The sequence below is a fragment of the Streptomyces sp. NPDC043427 genome (genome assembly GCF_056436655.1).
The window spans coordinates 44,711-58,193 of the sequence record NZ_JBWKCC010000033.1; the positions used below are offsets into that span (position 1 = coordinate 44,711).

Below are 13,483 nucleotides of genomic sequence, written 5' to 3' on the forward strand. Positions count from 1 at the left end.
CGCACCGGCATTGACTGGATCTTGATCGGATCGCAGTGGAGCGCTCGCGGCACGGGGGCCGGTCTTGTACCACCCCTTGCCCATGAACACGCCGGGGGAATCAGTTCGGTTCCCTGCGGTGGCTCAGTGATCGCGAACGGGGTCACCTGGTTCGACCAGGCCCGTTTCGTAGGCGAGGACGACGGCCTGGGCCCGGTCGCGCAAGCTGAGTTTGGCGAAGATGCGGGCCACGTGGGTCTTGACCGTGGACTCGCTGAGCGTCAACGCGTGCGCGAGTTCGCTGTTGGACAGCCCCCTGCCCATGAGTGTCAGCACCTCGACCTCGCGAGGCGTGAGCAGGGCGAGGTCGCGATGGATCGCGGGGGGCCGCGGGTGCCGGGAAGGGCCGGGGGCGTTGGCGTCGGAAGCGCGGGAGACCACGGACGCTCCGGAGGCGAAGCGTTCCACGAGACGGCGGGTGATGGAGGGCGCGAGCAGCGCGTCCCCGGTGTCGACCAGGCGTACGGCGGCGGCCAGGTGGGCGGGTGTGACGTCCTTGAGCAGGAAGCCGCTGGCGCCGGCGGTGAGGGCCGCGTAGACGTATGCGTCGAGGTCGAAGGTGGTCAGCATGATCACCCGGGTGTCCGGCACCTGCGCGAGGACTCGGCGGGCGGCCTCCAGACCGTCCATCTGCGGCATGCGGATGTCCATGAGCACCACGTCGGGCTGCGTCGCGCACACCGCTTCCACGGCCTCGAACCCGTCGCCGGCCTCGCCGACCACGTCGATGCCACGGCTGGTCAGGATGAGCCGGAAGCCGGTGCGAACCAGTTCCTGGTCGTCGGCGATCACCACCCGGGGGGCGGGGTGCGCGGGGTGCGCGTGCTGTGCGGGGTACGCGGGGTGTGCAGGCTCTGTGGGGTGTGTGGGGTGCGTGGGGTGCGCCGACTCCGCGGGCCGTGCGGGTCGGTCGGGCCCCGGGGGCTGTGCGGGCGTCGTCATGGGCGGTCCAGGGGTATGCGGGCACGGACGCGGTAGCCGCCGCCCAGGCGGCGCCGGGCGTCCAGGTCGCCGCCGTAGACGGCGACCCGCTCGCGCAGGCCGAGCAGTCCGCGTCCGGTTCCGTCCGCGACCCGCTCGCCCGGGCGCCGCCCGGATGCGGGGGGCTCGCCCGAGAGCACGCTCGGCCCGCTGTTCAGGACCTCGACGCGCAGGGAGTTCTCCGCGTACCGCACCGTCACCTGCGCCTTCGTGCCGTCGCCGTGTTTGAGAGCATTGGTCAGGGCCTCCTGGACGACGCGGTAGGCGGTGACGTCGATCCCCGTGGGCAGCGGGCGCGGCTCCCCGGAGATCCGCACCTCCACCGGCAGGCCGGCGAAGGAGATCCGGTCGATCAGCGGGCTGAGCCCGCTCAGGCTCGGCTGGGGCGACAGGTCGGCGTCGTAGGACTCGTCGTCGCCGTCCTGCGCGGGTGCGAGCAGCCCGAGCAGGTGCCGCAGCTCGGTCATGGCACTGCGCCCGGCGGTCTCGACGGCGCCCATCGCGGCCGCCGCCTCGTCGGGCATGGTCCGCAGCACCTCGCGGGCGGCCCCGGCCTGGACCACCATGAGGCTCACGTTGTGGCTGACGATGTCGTGGAGGTCGGCCGCGATCCGGGCCCGCTCGGCGCCGACCGCGGCCTTCGCCGCGCCCTCCCGCTCCCGCTCCAACAGCCACCCCCGCTCCTCGACGGCCGCCCGGTGCCGCCGCCGGGCCCGCACCAGTGCGACGCTCAGCAAGACGATCGTCCCGCAGGACAGCGCCCACGCGCCGACGAGCCACACCATTCCCCAACTCCCCACCCGCCCAAGGCTCCCAGCCCCGGGCCCGCACCACATCATTCTCCGGGACCGGCTCCCTACATCCCCAGGACGACGACCCGCTCCGCTTACATCCTCTGAGGGACGCCACTTCCCTCCCGCCCCTTCTAGTTTCGTGCCATGACTACTGATCGGGACAGGGCGGGGGACGTCGTCGTACGCCTGGACGGTGTGCGCAGGGAGTACGGCGACGTGAAGGCGCTGGACGGTGTGTCCCTGGAGATCCGCAGCGGGGAAGCGGTCGCGATGATGGGGCCCTCCGGTTGCGGCAAGTCCACGCTGCTCAACATGATCGCGGGGCTGGACCGGCCGACCTCCGGTACGGTGCTGGTCCAGGGACAGGACCTGGGGACTCTGAACGAGACCCGGCTGGCGCTGTTCCGGCGACGGCACATCGGCATGATCTTCCAGTTCTTCAACCTCATCGACGACCTGCCGGCCCTGGACAACGTCGCGCTCGCCGCACAGTTGACCGGCACCTCCGCCCGGCACGCGCGCCGCCGGGCACTCGAACTCCTCGACGAACTGGGCATCGCCGAACGCAAGGACACCTACCCGGCCGCACTGAGCGGTGGGGAGCGCCAACGGGTGGCCGTGGCCCGGGCCCTGATGAACCGTCCGGCCCTGCTGCTGGCGGACGAGCCGACCGGCGCGCTGGACAGCCGCTCGGGAGAACAGGTGATGGACCTGCTGATCGACCTCAACCAGATCGGTCAGACCCTGCTGATCGTCACCCATGACCCGAACCTGGCCACCCGCTGCGCCAGCCGTCTGGTCGAGCTCGCCGACGGCCGGATCACCCGGGAGAGCACGCTGGAGCCCACCGCATGAGCGCCGTGTGGAGAACCGCGCGCGCGGCGGTACGCCGGCGCAGGGTCCAGACGATCGTCATCGGGCTCGTCGTCCTGTGCTCCACCACGACCGTCCTGCTCGGGCTGGGGTTGCTCACCGCGGCGTCCGCGCCCTTCGACAGGGCCTTCGCCGCGGAACGCGGCGCCCACGCGACGGCGACCTTCGACCTCACCGGCACCACGGACGCCCAACTGGCCAGGACCGCGAAGCGACCCGGGGTCGAGGCCGCCGCCGGCCCCTTCGGGCAGGCCGTGCTCGAGATGCCCGCGGGCTGGCTGTGGATGCCCGCGAGTTCCGTCACCGTCGTCGGCCGGGCCGCACCGGACGCCCCCGTGGACCGCATCCGTCTCCTGGAAGGCCGCTGGGCCACCGCTTCCGGCGAGATCGTCGTGAACTGGCCCGCCAGTGGCACCCCCGGCCCCGACCTCCTCGGCACGAAGCTGAAACCCAGGGGAGCGCCGGAGTTCACCGTCGTCGGCTTCGCCAGCAGCATGAGCAGGTCCGCCGGCGCCTGGGTCTCACCCGCACAGATGGCCGCACTGCACCCCACCGCCGCCCAGATGATGTACCGCTTCACCGGTTCCTCCGAGACGGACCGGCAGGTCCGCGACGAACTCGCCGAAGCCATCGAGGAACTGCCCAGCGGATCACTGACCACCACACAGACCTACGTGACGCTCAAACGGGCCTTCTCCGCACAGGTCGACGCCTATCTGCCGTTCATGACGCTCTTCGGTGTCCTGGGCCTGCTGGTCGCCGTCCTGATCGTCGGCAACGTCGTCAGCGGAGCGGTCGTCTCCGGCCACCGGCACATCGGTGTCCTCAAGTCCCTGGGGTTCACCCCGAACCAGGTCATGGCGGTCTACCTGACCATGGTCTGCGTGCCCGCGGTCATCGGCTGTGTCCTCGGCACCCTCCTCGGCACCGCGCTGGCCGGCCCCGTCCTGCGGATGGCCTTCACCGGCATCGAGACCGGCGGCGCCGCCATCGGCACCAGCCCTTGGCCGTCCGTCGTCTGCCTGCTGGGCATGCCCGCCCTCGTCGTCGCCGCCGCGCTGATCCCCTCGGTGCGCGCGCACCGGCTGTCCGCCGCCCAGGCCGTCACCGCGGGCAGCGCACCGCGGCCCGGCCGCGGACTGCGCGTCCAGCGCGCGCTTGCCGGCACCCGGCTGCCGCGCCCGCTGAGTCTGGGCCTGGGCCAGCCCTTCACCCGTCCCGGCCGTACCGCGCTCACCCTGGCGGCCATCGTCCTCGGCGTCACCACCGTCACCCTGACGACGGGACTGACCAGCACCATGGTCGCGTACGGCAACGTCGGCAAGGGCGACGGGGCTGCGCGGGTCGACGTACGGGCGGGTTCGCCCGCCGCCCACCAGCGGGTGCGGAAGCTGACCGACGAACAGACCGAGGAACGACTGCGTTCGCTGCCCGGCGCCGACCGGGTCACCGCCCGCGCGTTCGCCAAGGCACGGCTCGCCGACCACACCCAGAGCGTGTACGCCGACTTCTACCGGGGGGACACCCAGGACCTCGCCTCCGGGATCGTCGAGGGACACTGGCCGGCCCGCGCGGGCGAGGCGGCGGCCGGGCCCGCGTTCCTGCGCCAGCACGGGCTGTCCCTGGGCGACACGATCACGCTGCAGCTGGGCGGCGAACAGACCCGCATGACCGTCGTCGGCGAACTCATGGAGGGCAACGCCCAGGCGGTGGAGTCCAACTGGCCGACACTGACCCGTCTCGCCCCGAGAACCCCGGCGACCGAGTACACGGTCCGGCTCGCTCCCGGCACCGACGCACGCGCCTACGCCGACGCGGTCGAGGCGGCCGACCCCGGCCTGTATGCGACGCCGAGAGGTTCGGGCAACTCCGCCACCGTCACGGTCGTCGGCTTCGCGTCGGTGTTCACCCTGCTGCTGACGGTCGTCGCGGCGCTCGGGGTGTTCAACACGGTCCTGCTGAACATCCGGGAACGCCGCCGCGACCTGGGCATGCTGAGGTCGATCGGGATGACGCCACGCCAGGTCGTCGCGATGACGGTGACCTCGGTGGCCGGGGTGGGCGCGGTCGGCGGGCTGCTCGGCATCCCCCTCGGTATCACGGCCCACCGATGGGTCGTGGACAACGTCGGAGTGATCTCCTTCCCGGAATCCATGAAGGACGTCTGGCACGCCCCGCAGTTGGCCGCGCTGGCTCTCGCCGGCGTCGCGATCGCCGCCCTGGGCGCCCTGGTCCCGGCCCGGTCGGCGGCCCGGCTCACCATCGCGACGGTCCTGCACAACGAGTAGGGCCCCCGCACCGGTTCATGACGACTCCAGGCCCAGGCCCGTGGCGCGGAAGAAGCCGTGCGGGCCGTGGGTGCCGGTGCCGAGGCCGGGGCGGCGGGCCGTCACGCCGTGGTGGGGGGAGGTGACGCCCCGGGCCGCGAGTTCGGTGGTGATCAGGGCGGCCACCTGGGTGGCCGTCTCCTCCGTCGGCTGCTTGTACTCCGCCTTCCAGCGCCGGCCCGCCGGCCGCCAGCCCGCCGCCCTCATCGCCTCGGCCACCTCCTCGGGGTCGCCGGCACGGCTGCCGACGCGCAGGAGGACGCCCTTGACGGTGTCGTACGTGAAGGACAGGCCGCCGCTGACGAGGGCGCTCGCGATGCTGAACGTCACCTTCTCACCGGGGCGTTGGACGGGAAGCTGTTCGATCCACGCCCTCAGGAGGGTCTCCAGGGCCTCCCTGAGGTGGGGGAGGTTCAGCGCGAGACGGCCGCCGGGGAGGTAGGTGGCGGTGTCGCCGGGGCCGTACAGGACGAGCTGCCAGCTGTAGGGGAGGAGGGGGAAGTCGCTCGGGCCGTCCGGGCCGCCCGTCGGGCCGCCGTGTTCGAAGGTCGCCAGCTCCTCGTCCTCGACCTCGGCCGCCGGACTCGTCTCGATCCACACCGAGCGCCCGTCCGCGCGCAGGCGCAGCAGACGGGCGTCCTCGCCCCTCGTACGCCAGCGGACGTCGGGGCCGGTGGGGCCGCCGCCGTAGATCGTCGGCTCGCCGATGACACCGCGCACCGCGTGGTAGACCTCGCCGAAGACGTCCCGGCGCCGGTCCAGGGACGGTGTCTCCTCGAAGGCGTACAGGCGCAGGTGCTCCGTCGCGTCGGGCGCCGGGGCGTCGTACAGCGCCGCGACGGACGTCGCGATCAGCTCGGCCGTGGCAGCACCCGTATGGCGGGCCTCCGAGGGCTGGAGCACCGGCTGGAGGGCGATCCACGCCCAGCGGTCGTTGCTGTGCAGGAGCATCGTCCGCTCCTTCGACTGCCAGCGCAGGCCGTGGCCGTCGGCGGCGGCCGGGACGGGCGTCGGGGAGCCGATCCCGGCGAGCGCCGCCGCCAGCTGCCCGAGGGCCCGCTCGCGCTCCTCCGCGGGCGTGGGCAGCGCGAACTCCAGCAGGCGCAGCTTTGCCCGCACGAAGTCGGGCGCCTTCGGCTCCCGCATGTCCAGGTGCAGTTCGGGGCCGAGCGAGCCACCGACGCCCCTGCTCGGCTCCAGGCCCACGACCAGCAGGTCGGCGAACTCGCGCCGTATCTTCCAGTCGGCGTGGGTGTCCACGAGGGATTCCACGTGCGCGCGGGTCCACTGCCAGTCGAGGTCGTGCAGGGTGCGCACATGCCGTACGGCGGAGGCGAGATCGGTGGGCCACGTCACGGAGTTGGAGTTCTCGGAGGTCGATGCGCTCATGGAACGATCATCGCAACCGCCACTGACAACGCCCCTCGCAGCAGCCCGCCCGGACCCGCAGCAGCCCACCCGCGCCCTCAGAAGTGCCCCCGCACCCGCTCCTGCGCCTCCACCCCCGCCCCCACCCGATCCAGCCCCAGCAGCGCCGCACCCAGGACCGGGCGGGTCGTCACCACGCGCGGTACGGCCTTCGGTGCGCGGGTGGCCAGCAGGCCGGTGATGCCGTCCTCCAGCTGGGGGTGCCGTGCCATGAGGACACCACCGCCCAGCAGGACCGGTGTCTCTTCGCCCAGGAGGTCCAGGCGCGACAGCGCCACGACCGCCATGGTGACGACTTCCTCGGCCAGGCGGTCGACGATCGCGCGGGCCACCGGGTCGCCCCCGGCCGCCGTCGCGAACAGGACGGGCGTCAACTCGTGCCGCCGCGCGGGGGCGATGTGCTCCAGGTGCAGCGCCTCGATGAGCGCGTACATGGTGTCCAGGCCGAAGTGGGCCGGCAGCGTGCGCGTCAGCCCGGTCGGGCCGCCGCGGCCGTCCTCCGCGCGGGCCGCGTGCCACACGGCCTCCTCGGCGAGCCCCCAGCCGCCGCCCCAGTCGCCGGAGAGGCGGCCGAGGGCGGGGAAGCGGGCCGTGCGGCCGTCGGGGCGCATGCCGACGCAGTTGATGCCGGCGCCGCAGACCACGGCGACGCCCTTGGGTTCGGCCACGCCCGCCCGCAGGATCGCGAACGTGTCGTTGCGGACCTCGACGGTCGTGCCCCACGCGCGCGCGTGCAGCGCGGCCGCCAACTGCTCCTCCTCCACGGGCAGGTCGGCGTTGGCCAGGCAGGCCGAGACATGGGCGACGGAGGTGACCCCGGCCAGGGCGTACGCCTGCGCGACGGTCTCCGCGAGGGCGTCGACCGCCGCTCCCGTCCCCACCGCGGGCGGCCGGAAGCCGCCGCCGCGGGCCGTGGCCAGGACGTCTCCGTCGGCCGCCACGACCGCGACGTCGGTCTTGCTGTTGCCGGCGTCGATGGCGAGGACGCCGTCGGTCAGGCCCACGCGAGATGCTCCCGGTTGTGTGCGATCAGCTGGTCGGTGAGGGCGTCGGCGTACTCGTACTGCCCGACGAGGGGGTGCGCGAGCAGGGCCCGGAACACCCGGTCCCGGCCGCCCTCCAGGGCCGCGCCGAGGGCCAGGTCCTCGTACGCGGTGACGTTCGCCATGAGCCCTGCCTGGAGCGGATCCACCGCCGGTACCGGCAGCGGGGTCGGACCGGACGGGCCCACCGCGGCCTGCACCTCGATCACCGCGTCCGCGGGGAGGAACGGCAGGGTGCCGTTGTTGACGGTGTTCACCACCTGGTAGGGGCTCCCCCCGCCGCCGAGCAGCGCGGCCGCCAGGTCCACCGCCGCCTCCGAGTAGTAGGCACCGCCCCTCTTGGCGAGGAGCTCCGGCTTCTCGTCGAGGGCCGGGTCGCTGTACATCTTCAGCAACTGCCGCTCCATCTCCGCCACTTCCGCGGCACGGGACGGCTTCGTGCGCAGTTCTCGTACGACCTCGTCATGCGCGTAGTAGTAGCGCAGGTAGTACGAGGGGACCACCCCCAGCCGGTCGAGCAGCGGGCGGGGCAGGTGCAGGTCGGCGGCGATCGTGTCCGCGTGGCCGGCCAGCAGCTTGGGCAGCACGTCCTCGCCCTCGGGGCCGCCCAGGCGCACGCCGGTCTCCCAGGTGAGGTGGTTGAGGCCCACGTGGTCCAGGTGCACGTCGGCGGGCGTGACGCCGAGCAGCGCTGCGAACTTCCGCTGGAAGCCGATCGCCACGTTGCACAGGCCGACCGCCTTGTGCCCGGCCTGGAGCAGGGCGCGGGTGACGATGCCGACCGGGTTGGTGAAGTCGATGATCCAGGCGTGCGGGTTGGTACGGCGGACCCGTTCGGCGATGTCGAGGACGACCGGGACCGTGCGCAGCGCCTTGGCGAGGCCGCCCGCGCCGGTCGTCTCCTGGCCGACGCAGCCGCACTCCAGCGGCCAGGTCTCGTCCTGCTCGCGGGCCGCCTGGCCGCCGACGCGCAGCTGTAGCAGGACCGCGTCGGCGCCGTCGACGCCCGCGTCCAGGTCGCCGGTCGTCACGACCCGGCCCGGGTGCCCCTGCTTGGCGAAGATGCGCCGGGCCAGCCCGCCCACCAGCTCCAGACGCTCCGCCGCCGGGTCGACGAGCACCAGCTCCTCGACCGGCAGGGTGTCCCGGAGACGGGCGAACCCGTCGACGAGTTCGGGGGTGTAGGTCGAGCCTCCGCCGACCACGGTGAGTTTCATATGTCGCTCAACCCTTTACTCCGGTGAGGGTGACACCTTCGACGAACGCCTTCTGGGCGAAGAAGAACACGAGGATCACGGGTGCCATGACCAGTACGGTCGCGGCCATGGTGAGGTTCCAGTCGGTGTGGTGGGCGCCCTTGAACGATTCCAGGCCGTAACTCAGGGTCCACGCGGCGGGGTTCTCCGAGGCGTAGATCTGTGGTCCGAAGTAGTCGTTCCAGGCGTAGAAGAACTGGAAGAGGGCGACGGCGGCGATGCCGGGCTTCGCCATCGGGATCACGACCCGCAGCAGGGTGCGCAGGTCACCGCAGCCGTCCACCTTCGCCGCGTCCACGTACTCGTTGGGGATGGTCGTCAGGAACTGGCGCAGCAGGAAGATCGAGAACGCGTCACCGAACGCCATCGGGATGATCATCGGCCACAGCGTGCCCGAGAGGTCCAGCTGTTTCGCCCAGAAGAGGTACATCGGGATGACGACCACCTGCGGCGGCAGCATCATCATCGAGATCACCAGCATGAGCGCCAGATTGCGGCCCCGGAAGCGGAACTTGGCGAGGGCGTACGCCACCGGGAGGGACGAGACCACGCTGAGGGCCGTGCCCAGGCCGGCGTAGATCAGGGTGTTCTTCCACCAGGTGAGGAAGCCCGGGGTGTCGAAGACCTTGCGGTAGTTGGCCCACTCCCAGGTGTGCGGGATCAGATCCCGGCTGAGCGACTGCGTGTCGCTCATCAGCGAGGTCAGGAAGACGAACACGAAGGGGAGGGTGAAGAACAGGGCGGCGGCGACACCGAGGGAGTGGACCGCGATCCATTCCAGGAGCGCCCGGCGGCGGGCGGTGCGCTCGGCCGGCGAGGACGACGGGGCCTGCGACTCCACCGGCCGGTCCAGTACGTGGGTCATGTCAGTCACCTGCCTGGATGAGACCGCCCCGGCGTCGCATCAACAGCGCGGTGAACGCCATCGACAGCGCGAACAGGACCAGGGCCACGACACACGCCGAGCCGTAGTCGAAGCGCTGGAAGCCGAGGTTGTAGACGAGCTGGGGGAGGGTGAGGGTGGAGTGCTCCGGGTAGCCGGGCTCGAACAGGGTGCCCGCGCCCTGGATCACACCCGAGGCGACCTTCCCGGCGACCAGCGGCTGGGTGTAGTACTGCATCGCCTGGATGACACCGGTGACGACGGCGAACATGATGATCGGCGAGATGTTCGGCAGCGTGATGTGCCGGAACCGCTGCCACGGCGTCGCACCGTCCAGCTCCGCCGCCTCGTACTGCTCCTTCGGTACGTCGAGCAGCGCCGCCATGAAGATCACCATCAGGTCGCCGACGCCCCACAGGGCCAGCAGGGTGAGGGCCGGCTTGGACCAGGTCGGGTCGTTGAACCAGCCCGGCGCCGGGATACCGATCTTCTCCAGCACCGAGTTGACCGGTCCCGTACCGGGGTTGAGGAGGAAGGCGAAGGCCATCGTCGCGGCCACCGGCGGGGCCAGGTAGGGCAGGTAGAAGAGGGTGCGGAAGACGCCCGTACCCGTCTTGATCTTCGTGATGAGCAGGCCGATCCCGAGTCCGAACAGGACCCGCAGGCTCACCATGATCACGACCAGCCAGAGAGTGTTGCGCAGGGCGGGCCAGAAGAAGGGGTAGTGCTCGAAGACGTACGTCCAGTTCTTCGTTCCGCTCCAGGTCGGCGGCTTGAAGCCGTCGTAGTGCATGAACGAGAAGTAGACCGTCGAGATCATCGGGTACGCGAAGAAGACCGCGAAGCCGATCAGCCAGGGCGAGAGGAAGGCGATGGTACGCAGTGCCCTTTTTCCGCGCTTCGCCGCGAGGCCTGCTCGGCGGCGCTTCGACGCCGGGGTGACGGTGTTCATCGCTACTTGGCCTGCGCGATGTCGGTGTCGATCTGCTGGGCCGTCTTCTCCAGGCCGGCCTTGAGGTCCTTGACCTTGCCGCTCTCGTAGTCGTAGCCGAGCTGCTGGATCGTGGTGAGGTACACGCCGCCGTTGATCGAGGCGGGAGCGGACGTCGAGTCCGGGTTCGCGGCGATGTCCAGGAACGTCTTGAAGCGCGGGTCGTACTTCAGCTTCGGGGACTTCAGGGCCTCCAGCGTGGAGGGCACGTTGTGGATGGAGTTGGAGAAGCCCACGACGGCGTCCGTGTCCGTGGTCATGTACTTCACCAGTTCCCAGGCCGCGTTCTGCTTCTTGCTGGTCGCGGCGACGCCGGCGATGGTGCCGGTGATGTAGCCCTTGCCGTACTGGGCCGCCTGGTCGTCGGGGACGGGCAGCGGGGCGACGCCGATCTCGAACTTCGGCTTGGCGTCCAGGGCCATGCCCAGGCGCCACTCGCCGTCGAGCTGCATGGCGACCTGCCCGGTGTGGAAGGGGTGCTTGGGGCCCCACTCGTCGCCCAGCGTGGCGCGGTAGGTCTCCAGCTTCTTGTAGCCGCCGAGTTCGTCGACGAGCTTCTTCTGCAGGGTGAACGCCTTCGCGAACGCGGGGTCCTTCGCGACGTTCGACGTGCCGCTGGAGTCGAAGTAGGTCGGGGAGAACTGCCCGAGGTAGTGCTCGGTCGTGGTCTCCCAGCCGTGGTAGTCCGGCATGAAGCCGAGCTGCTTGTACGTGTTCCCCTGGGGGATCGTCAGCTTCTTCGCGTCGGCCTCGAACTCCGACCAGGTCTTCGGCGGGCTCGTGATGCCGGCCTTCGCGAACGCCGTCTTGTTGTAGTAGAGCCCGTAGGCGTCGCCCAGCAGCGGCACCGCGCACCGGTCGCCGTCGAACTGGGTGTACTCGTTCATCGCCTTCGGGAAGGTGGCCGCCGGGTCGATCCCGGCCTTCTGGAAGAACGGGTTGAGGTCGACCAGCGCACCCGACGAGCAGAACCTGCCCACGTTGGTCGTGGTGAAGGAGGAGATCACGTCGGGCGCCTTGTCGCCGCCCGCGCGCAGCGCCTGGTTGATCTTGTCGTCGGTCATGTTGCCGACGATGTTCACGTGGATGTTGGGGTGCGCCTTCTCGAAGCCGGCGACGAGCGACTTGACGGCCTTCACCTCGTTGGGCGCGCTCCAGGCGTGCCAGAAGTTGAGGGTCGTCTCCTTGGAGGCGTCGTCGCTCGCGGCCGACTCGGACTGGCCGGTACAGGCGGTGGCGAGCAGGGTGAGCGAGGCGGTGGCGGCGAGCGCGAGGGCCGTCTTTCGTGACATTCCGGGCATGGCAGGGTCTCCCAGGGCAGGGCAGGGCAGGGCAGGGCAGGGCAGGGCGGTGTGGTGAGGGACGACGGGGGAGCGGGGTGGGGCTGGGGAGGGGGGTGGGGCTTTGGAGCGCGGGTGGTTCAGCGCGAGGTGTCGAAGACCTCGTCGCGGGTGGCGGCCAGCGCGCTCTCCAGTGCGCCGCGCAGCACGGGATGGGCGTGGACGCCGCCGACGACGAGCCGGGGCCGGGAGGCCGCCAGCTCCTCCAGCTCGGCCTGGACCAGGGTGCGCAGCACCTCGCCGCCCGAGGTCAGCGAGGCACCGCTGAGGACGACGAGTTCGGGGTCGAGGACGGAGACGAGCGAGGCGAGACCGGTGGCGAGCCGGGTGGCGTACGTCTGAAGCAGCAGCCGGTTCAGGACCGTGTCCTGCGTGGCGGCCCGCTCGACGAGAGCGGCGGCCACCTCGGCGTACGGTCCCGAGGGGATCCCGGTGATGCCGAGCTCCCGGGCCAGCTGGGGGATGGCCTGTGAGCCGGCGAGTTCCTGGTATCCGCCACTGTTGGCTTTGGTCACCTGGCGGACCAGGGGCGCCCCCGGAACCGGTAGGAAACCCACCTCTCCCGCGCCGCCGGTCCAGCCGCGGTGCAGCCGGCCGCCGAGGACGAGGGCGGCACCGAGGCCTCCCTCGTTCCACAGCAGCACGAAGTCGTCGTGGTCCCGGGCCGCGCCGAGCCGCTGCTCGGCCACGGCCACGAGGTTGACGTCGTTCTCGTACTCGACCGGCATCGGCAGCGCGGCGGCGAGGTCGTCGAGCAGCGCGGGGGAGTGCCAGCCGGGGAGGTGTGAGGCGTAGCGCAGGCGGCCGGTGTTGGGGTCGAAGGCGCCGGGTGTGCCGATGACGAGCCGTCGGACGTCGTCCCTGGCCAGGCCGGCCGCCTTCACGGCGCCGTCGAGGGCGTCGGTGACCTGCTGGACGACGGACCGCACGGGCCGCCTGCCGGGGGTGAGCAGTTCGTACTCGCCGACCGTGCGGCCGGTGATGTCGGCGACGGCGGCGAGGAGGCGTTCGGGGGTGACGTCGAGGCCCGCGGCGTATCCGGCGGCCGGATTCACCTCGTAGAGCTGGGCGTTGGGGCCGGGTCGGCCCTCGCTGGTGCCCGTGGCGAGGACGAGTCCCGCCGCCTCCAGGCGGGCCAGGAGCTGGGACGCGGTCGGCTTGGACAGGCCGGTGAGCTTGCCGATTCGGGTGCGGGACAGCTGGCCGTGGGTCAGCAGCAGGTCGAGCGCGGCACGGTCGTTCATGGCGCGCAGGACGCGCGGGGTGCCCGGCGTACCGGCGGTTCCTGCCATGGGTCGACACCTGCCTTTCAACTGTGCAGCTTTTCAGTGACCCGGGAGGGAAGTCCATCCGGTGGTTTGGAGGAGGCCTCCCACGATCACTGTTAGGAAAGTTTCCTATCCGGTGGGGAGGAAGGTAAGCCCGCCGCGGAGGGGCCGTCAAGAGACGTTGGCCGGATTCATGGCATGGAGCGGGTGTGAAACGACAAGAGGCGGCGCCCGGAACACTCCGGGCGCCGCCTTTGAGG

11 protein-coding genes are annotated in these 13,483 nt (G+C 71.3%); 2 read left to right on the forward strand and 9 right to left on the reverse strand.

What is annotated here, in order from left to right; all coding sequences use genetic code 11:
• Positions 1–123: 123 nt before the first annotated feature.
• Together AC067M_RS37180 and AC067M_RS37185 are read right to left on the reverse strand one after the other, a co-directional pair.
• Entirely contained in the window at positions 124–981 is an 858-nt protein-coding gene (locus tag AC067M_RS37180; protein WP_478701439.1) for a response regulator, read from the reverse strand.
• Entirely contained in the window at positions 978–1,805 is an 828-nt protein-coding gene (locus AC067M_RS37185) for a sensor histidine kinase (RefSeq protein WP_478701440.1), read from the reverse strand. The genes AC067M_RS37180 and AC067M_RS37185 overlap by 4 nt, the downstream gene beginning before the upstream one ends.
• Before the next feature lie 153 nt (positions 1,806–1,958).
• On the opposite strand from AC067M_RS37185, the gene AC067M_RS37190 reads away from it, so the two are divergent.
• Together AC067M_RS37190 and AC067M_RS37195 are read left to right on the forward strand one after the other, a co-directional pair.
• Positions 1,959–2,669, forward strand: a complete 711-nt coding sequence (locus AC067M_RS37190; protein ID WP_478701441.1) for an ABC transporter ATP-binding protein — start codon at positions 1,959–1,961, stop codon at positions 2,667–2,669.
• The gene (locus AC067M_RS37195) at positions 2,666–4,975 is read left to right on the forward strand and encodes an ABC transporter permease (RefSeq protein WP_478701442.1); all 2,310 of its coding nucleotides are present in this window, start codon (positions 2,666–2,668) and stop codon (positions 4,973–4,975) included. The genes AC067M_RS37190 and AC067M_RS37195 overlap by 4 nt, the downstream gene beginning before the upstream one ends.
• A 15-nt stretch (positions 4,976–4,990) precedes the next feature.
• On the opposite strand, the gene AC067M_RS37200 is transcribed toward AC067M_RS37195, so the two are convergent.
• The 7 genes from AC067M_RS37200 to AC067M_RS37230 form a co-directional block, all read right to left on the reverse strand.
• Positions 4,991–6,403, reverse strand: coding sequence for a hypothetical protein (locus tag AC067M_RS37200; protein ID WP_478701443.1), 1,413 nt, complete (start codon positions 6,401–6,403; stop codon positions 4,991–4,993).
• A gap of 77 nt (positions 6,404–6,480) precedes the next feature.
• Complete coding sequence (locus AC067M_RS37205) at positions 6,481–7,446, reverse strand: N-acetylglucosamine kinase (protein WP_478701444.1); 966 nt, start codon at positions 7,444–7,446, stop codon at positions 6,481–6,483.
• The gene (locus AC067M_RS37210) at positions 7,437–8,702 is read right to left on the reverse strand and encodes a 6-phospho-beta-glucosidase (RefSeq protein ID WP_478701445.1); all 1,266 of its coding nucleotides are present in this window, start codon (positions 8,700–8,702) and stop codon (positions 7,437–7,439) included. Before AC067M_RS37210 ends, AC067M_RS37205 begins: the two co-directional genes overlap by 10 nt.
• A gap of 7 nt (positions 8,703–8,709) precedes the next feature.
• Entirely contained in the window at positions 8,710–9,606 is an 897-nt protein-coding gene (locus tag AC067M_RS37215; protein WP_478701446.1) for a carbohydrate ABC transporter permease, read from the reverse strand.
• Between the two features lies 1 nt (position 9,607).
• Positions 9,608–10,576: a carbohydrate ABC transporter permease gene (locus tag AC067M_RS37220; protein WP_478701447.1), complete on the reverse strand. Its 969-nt coding sequence runs from the start codon at positions 10,574–10,576 to the stop codon at positions 9,608–9,610.
• 2 nt (positions 10,577–10,578) lie between these two features.
• The gene (locus AC067M_RS37225) at positions 10,579–11,916 is read right to left on the reverse strand and encodes an ABC transporter substrate-binding protein (protein WP_478701448.1); all 1,338 of its coding nucleotides are present in this window, start codon (positions 11,914–11,916) and stop codon (positions 10,579–10,581) included.
• Positions 11,917–12,035: 119 nt separating this feature from the next.
• The gene (locus tag AC067M_RS37230) at positions 12,036–13,247 is read right to left on the reverse strand and encodes an ROK family transcriptional regulator (protein WP_478701449.1); all 1,212 of its coding nucleotides are present in this window, start codon (positions 13,245–13,247) and stop codon (positions 12,036–12,038) included.
• Positions 13,248–13,483: the final 236 nt, after the last annotated feature.

What these genes read in the sequence shown, in the direction of transcription:
- AC067M_RS37180 (WP_478701439.1), bottom strand. Translation starts at nt 981, where the DNA reads ATGACGACGCCCGCACAGCCCCCGGGGCCCGACCGACCCGCACGGCCC.
- AC067M_RS37185 (WP_478701440.1), bottom strand. Translation starts at nt 1,805, where the DNA reads ATGGTGTGGCTCGTCGGCGCGTGGGCGCTGTCCTGCGGGACGATCGTC.
- AC067M_RS37190 (WP_478701441.1), top strand. Translation starts at nt 1,959, where the DNA reads ATGACTACTGATCGGGACAGGGCGGGGGACGTCGTCGTACGCCTGGAC.
- AC067M_RS37195 (WP_478701442.1), top strand. Translation starts at nt 2,666, where the DNA reads ATGAGCGCCGTGTGGAGAACCGCGCGCGCGGCGGTACGCCGGCGCAGG.
- AC067M_RS37200 (WP_478701443.1), bottom strand. Translation starts at nt 6,403, where the DNA reads ATGAGCGCATCGACCTCCGAGAACTCCAACTCCGTGACGTGGCCCACC.
- AC067M_RS37210 (WP_478701445.1), bottom strand. Translation starts at nt 8,702, where the DNA reads ATGAAACTCACCGTGGTCGGCGGAGGCTCGACCTACACCCCCGAACTC.
- AC067M_RS37215 (WP_478701446.1), bottom strand. Translation starts at nt 9,606, where the DNA reads ATGACCCACGTACTGGACCGGCCGGTGGAGTCGCAGGCCCCGTCGTCC.
- AC067M_RS37220 (WP_478701447.1), bottom strand. Translation starts at nt 10,576, where the DNA reads ATGAACACCGTCACCCCGGCGTCGAAGCGCCGCCGAGCAGGCCTCGCG.
- AC067M_RS37225 (WP_478701448.1), bottom strand. Translation starts at nt 11,916, where the DNA reads ATGCCCGGAATGTCACGAAAGACGGCCCTCGCGCTCGCCGCCACCGCC.
- AC067M_RS37230 (WP_478701449.1), bottom strand. Translation starts at nt 13,247, where the DNA reads ATGGCAGGAACCGCCGGTACGCCGGGCACCCCGCGCGTCCTGCGCGCC.